Here is a 4831-nt window from a genome sequence, read left to right as displayed (position 1 = left end):
GATGCGGGGAAACCAGCACGTCCGGATCTAACTGAGAGGTGCGAAGGATAATACCTTCCATCGACTCAACCAACCGCGAAGGCGCGAAGGACGCGAAGGAAGAGAAAGAAGAAGATGCCGTTCTTCCTTCGCGCTCTTGGCGTCTTCGCGGTTCATTTAATCTTACTACCTCACAGAACTCGATCTAATACAAGTCCCAATCAAACGGAATTGATATCAATCATCTATTTCTGGACGCAGAACGTAATTATGTAGGCTGCACCTGAAGCACTTTACCGCTAGAAGTTGGGTTGGGGCTGGTTTATAAGTACCTAGTATGTGAATTGCAGATAGGGTGAACTCGCCCGTACAGAATTTTAAGAATTGGCTAGGGGCAGAACTAAACGAGCCACAATTAAATTATTTTCTAACATTTCTAAAAAAAACTTTCCTCCCATTAAGCGTATTGCTCGCTGACAAACTAAGAGATTTTGCACGATCGACCTATTGGAACTAGAAACCGCTAATATGTCCGGCCCGGAACCGCCGTTGAAGGCAGCAATTAACTGTCGATCGCACGCGCCGCTATCGACCACAGACAATTCTAACAAATCTTCCCCCAACAACTCAGAGCGAATCTCAATCTTGGCGCCAACAGCAGAGCGCCTGCAAGCCGTCGCCAGCAATTCGCACAGAATCAAATCCAGCTTGATGCTGTCCCCGCGAACGCTCAAAGTCTGGCCTGCAGGCATGGACACAGCAGTTTCTCTGTGCACTTCCAGCAAGACTTTCGACTGTTTGACCAGGGGGGCCGTTCGATCGATCGAGCGCCTCAGCCAAGCGCTCACAGGCACCGCATCTTGTGCGAATTGCAGCCGCCACTGTTCCTGTTTCAGCAGCAAATGAGTTGACCCCACAGCATTGCCAATGTGTCGCAAAACCTGTTGGTAGCGCAAAGTTTTCAGAGCATCCTTTTGTTCCTTCGCGGACTGCAAAATCGACTGACTCAAATCCCCCAACTCCTTCACCCCCGCTCCCACAGTGCGGTAAAAGTCCTCAAAACGGCGCTGTTTGTACCAGTTGAGCAACTCCAGATCCAATCGCTGCGACTCCTGGATCGATTGCACCGCCAAATACCTGCGCCACCAAGCCAACTGAGACGCCATCGAGCTGAGTAAACTCACCGACAACTCCGACCACTGGCGGCCCGGAGCGTCTGCAGCCACCACAATGCCCGCCGGAGCGTGTTCTGGGGCCGTCCGCAGTGCCACCGTCAGAATCTCGCCAATTCCCGGACTGCGGAGCCACCGCTTCGTCGCCAGTTGCAGTTGGCTCGTGCTCTGTTGCAGCACCCCGCTAGCAGCCAGGGTTTGTTGGATCAACGCATCTGTTTTGACAGGAATCACCGCCTCGGGATTGAGGGCAAATACGGGATTGGCAGCTAGCGCCGTCGCAATTGAACCTTCCTCCTCACCGGGATTCCAAGTAATTACGGCTACTAAAGGACAGGAAATTGTCTGGGAAACCTGTTGAGCAAAGTTACGATCGAGCTTTTGTAGCGGCAACTCTGGGAACATCGTCGGTGAAGCAGCAGATATCTGTTGCTCAGATTGCTCATCAGGAGAATGGTGCAAAACCGCCAAACCCGATTTGAGCGATCGCTCAAATTGCTGATATTTGTCAATTGCCGAACTCTGCTGCCACGAGTGCAGGATCAATCCGAGTTGTTGGCTTACTAGCCGAACTAATTCTTGTTCAGATCGCCTCCAAGTGCGAGTTGCACTGTGCCCGATCACCAGCAAACCCTCGATCGATTGGCGATTGGCGATTTTCGATTTTCGATTGGGGTTTTCTCCCTCTGCCTTTTTCCCCCGAGTGCTCGATGCCAAAAGCGATCGCACCCCCGCTTCCCCCAACACATCCCGCCAAGCGCCCAACCGCCCATCTTCCTCCCAATTTTCAATAGCTAGAGGTTCGCGCATCAGCAACAGCCCCACGTCAGCCACATCGAGGGCGTTGAGTGGCGACGGCACTGGCCTGCGATTGCGGGGCTGATTTTGGCAGACAATTTCAAAGCGATTTTGTTCTTCGCCGTACAGCAGCAGCAAAAAGTATTCGCATTTGAGCCGATCGCACAACTGTTCGGCGGTCTTTTTCAAAGTCGCCTCCCAGTCAGCATCGCTGTAGATGGCGTGAGCTATTCCGGCAGTTAAATCTCGATCGATCTCAATTTGCTGAATTTTCTCCTCCATCTCCGACACAGGAGCCGTCAGAGCCACTAACTGCGCCACTCCCCGCAGGTAATGTTTTTCATTGTCTTGCCAAATCCGGGGTTCGCTGGCTTCGACTGCCAAAAATCCTAACAATTCCCCTTCTGAAATAATCGGCGCAGCCAACAGAGAGCGAGCGCGGATTTGCTGCATCAACCGCCCCGTCAGCTCAGTTTTCAGAGAACTTTGAGATTCACCGATCCAAACCATTTCTTCCCTGCCCAAAGCCTGATAAAATTCGCCCAAGTCTTGAACGGTGATGCCCGAAGCCGCTCGGCCGGGCCCGCCCAAACCCGGAGCAACTTCGCGGTTGCTGACTCGGCGCCAAAAATAGCGCCGCTCTCGCTCGAACCAATAAACATTGGTGCGTGTCGGCTCAGTAAATTCATGAGTTTGTTCGACAACCGCTTGCAAGTATTGGTCGAGCGATCGCAATTCCCCCAACTGCGAAATCAGCGCTAAAAGAGACTCGTCTGGGTGTTTAACTTGTTGTCGCTGCCAGTCTTTTTCTATTTGGTAAAGAGCAGTTGCCAGCGCTCCAAATACGATCGCCAACTGCGTTTTTTCCCCCGACTTTGGCGACGCTCCCCACACGTCTGTGCCGAGCAAAATCACACCGTAGCAGCGGTCTTTGTAGCGGAGCGGAAACAGAGTCGTGCCTTGAATATTGAAAGTTTGAGCTGCTTTGCGCCATTCTCCTGCTCTGTTTTCCGATCGCAAATCCGGGACTCCCACCGGGCGGAGCTGAATCACCACTTGTTCCAGCAAATCCCCAGGGCTGAGGGCAAACCGCTGTTTGAGAAAAGACTGGTCGCCGTTAGGAGTTATGCCACCTTTGCCGAACAATCTGTGGGCCTGTCGATCGTACAACCCGATCCAAATCAACCCCCAGTCAAATTCTGTTTGCAAGTAACCGAGAGTGGTCGAAAGTAGCACTTCCACATTCTCCTCTTCTCGGAGAGTCTGGAGAACGCGCTCTAGGGTCGCGATTTGTTCGTCTAAATCCTTTGGTCTTTGCTGCTGCCCCATTTCCAAGCTTCCCCGCACCTTGTCTAATTTAAAATTACTAACTTAAAAATTCAAAAAAATAAAATGCAAAAGAGTCAACTTATAATATAATCGTCTCACTTATCCTTCAATCTCAAACATTGGATAAAGTCGATCGAAGTTGAAGTAAAAACTTCGCCTTCACTGTCTGCTCCTGAATATTTTTATTTCCCTTCTCATTTCTAATTTGTAAATTGCCCCAGTACAAATCATTGGATATTTATCAATCAAGTGTACGCCCGCTGTTGTTTTCCGTATTGAAAACCGATGCCGAGTGGCTGCACAACCGCACTCTCCAAGTTCTCGAACTCGCAGCCAGAACCCAGTCAAACCCCGCAACCAGCCAAATGCTCTCTCGATTGCAGAAATCTTTGGGAGTCCAAGATTCTCGCCTCGAACAATCTTTGTGGGGACTGAGCTTTAACAATCCTGTCGGCTTGGCCGCCGGATTTGATAAAAACGGCGTAGCTGCTGACATTTGGGCAAATTTTGGCTTTGGCTTTGCCGAACTCGGCACTGTCACTTGTCAACCACAGCCGGGAAACCCCCAACCTCGCTTGTTTCGCTTGACGGAGGACAGTGCAGCCCTCAACCGCATGGGATTTAACAATCAAGGAGCCGCGGCAATGGCAGCCCGGTTTCAGGCAGCACAGAAACAGTCAAAATTCGATGCCCAGCGCCCCATGCCTCAGTCTCCCTTCCCCTTGGGCATCAATCTCGGTAAATCTAAGGTAACACCGTTAGAGCAGGCAGCAGCCGACTATTTGGAGAGTTTTAAGCTGCTGAAAGATTGGGGCGACTATTTTGTAGTCAACGTTTCGTCTCCGAATACGCCTGGGTTGCGATCGCTCCAAGATGCTGCTGGGCTTAGCACAATTTTGGAAATTTTGCAACAAGAAAATCAGGGAATCAAGCCAATTTTAGTCAAGATTGCGCCGGATTTGGAGTCAGAGGCGATCGTATCAATCCTCGACTTAGCAAAAACCTACCAACTAGCAGGAATTATCGCCACAAATACCACCATCCGCCGCGACGGATTGAAAACACAAATATTGCGAGAAACAGGCAAACCCATCGCCGAAGAAGCCGGCGGAATTAGCGGGCTTCCAGTGCGGGAGCGATCGACAGAAGTAATCCGATTTATCTGGCAATATACAAAAGGCGAATTGCCGATAATTGGAGTTGGTGGCATTTTCACCGCCGAAGATGCTTGGGAAAAAATAGCCGCCGGTGCGAGTTTAATTCAAGTTTACACCGGTTGGGTTTACGAAGGGCCTTGGATGGTGCGTCGGATTCTTCAAGGTTTGCTGCAAAAGTTAGAAGAAAAAGGATTTAATTCGATTTGTGAGGCAGTAGGTTCGGAAAATATTAAGTAGCAGATCCGGACACAAAAATATTGTGTCTTTGGGGCGGATTTATAGCAACCGCCAAAACGGTTGATATAAATAAAAGTTTGATCCCACATTCCGCAGATATTCAAGCAGAAGGAAAGGAAGATAGATTCGGAAACACAAAACTCCCAAACGATTGCACAG

Annotated in this window: 2 protein-coding genes; one reads left to right on the top strand and one right to left on the bottom strand. The window is 50.2% G+C overall.

Features of this window, described 5'->3' with window-relative positions; all coding sequences use genetic code 11:
• Nucleotides 1-356: 356 nt before the first annotated feature.
• The gene (locus QUA43_RS30530) at nt 357-3278 is read right to left on the bottom strand and encodes a GAF domain-containing protein (RefSeq protein WP_333379498.1); all 2922 of its coding nucleotides are present in this window, start codon (nt 3276-3278) and stop codon (nt 357-359) included.
• Between the two features lie 230 nt (nt 3279-3508).
• On the opposite strand from QUA43_RS30530, the gene QUA43_RS30525 reads away from it, so the two are divergent.
• Complete coding sequence (locus QUA43_RS30525; RefSeq protein ID WP_333379496.1) at nt 3509-4672, top strand: quinone-dependent dihydroorotate dehydrogenase; 1164 nt, start codon at nt 3509-3511, stop codon at nt 4670-4672.
• The last annotated feature ends 159 nt before the right edge of the window (nt 4673-4831 follow it).

This window comes from Microcoleus sp. N9_B4 (assembly GCF_036701635.1).
In the GTDB taxonomy this organism is placed as follows: domain Bacteria; phylum Cyanobacteriota; class Cyanobacteriia; order Cyanobacteriales; family Microcoleaceae; genus Microcoleus.
This window is presented reverse-complemented; position numbering and strand designations above follow the sequence as displayed.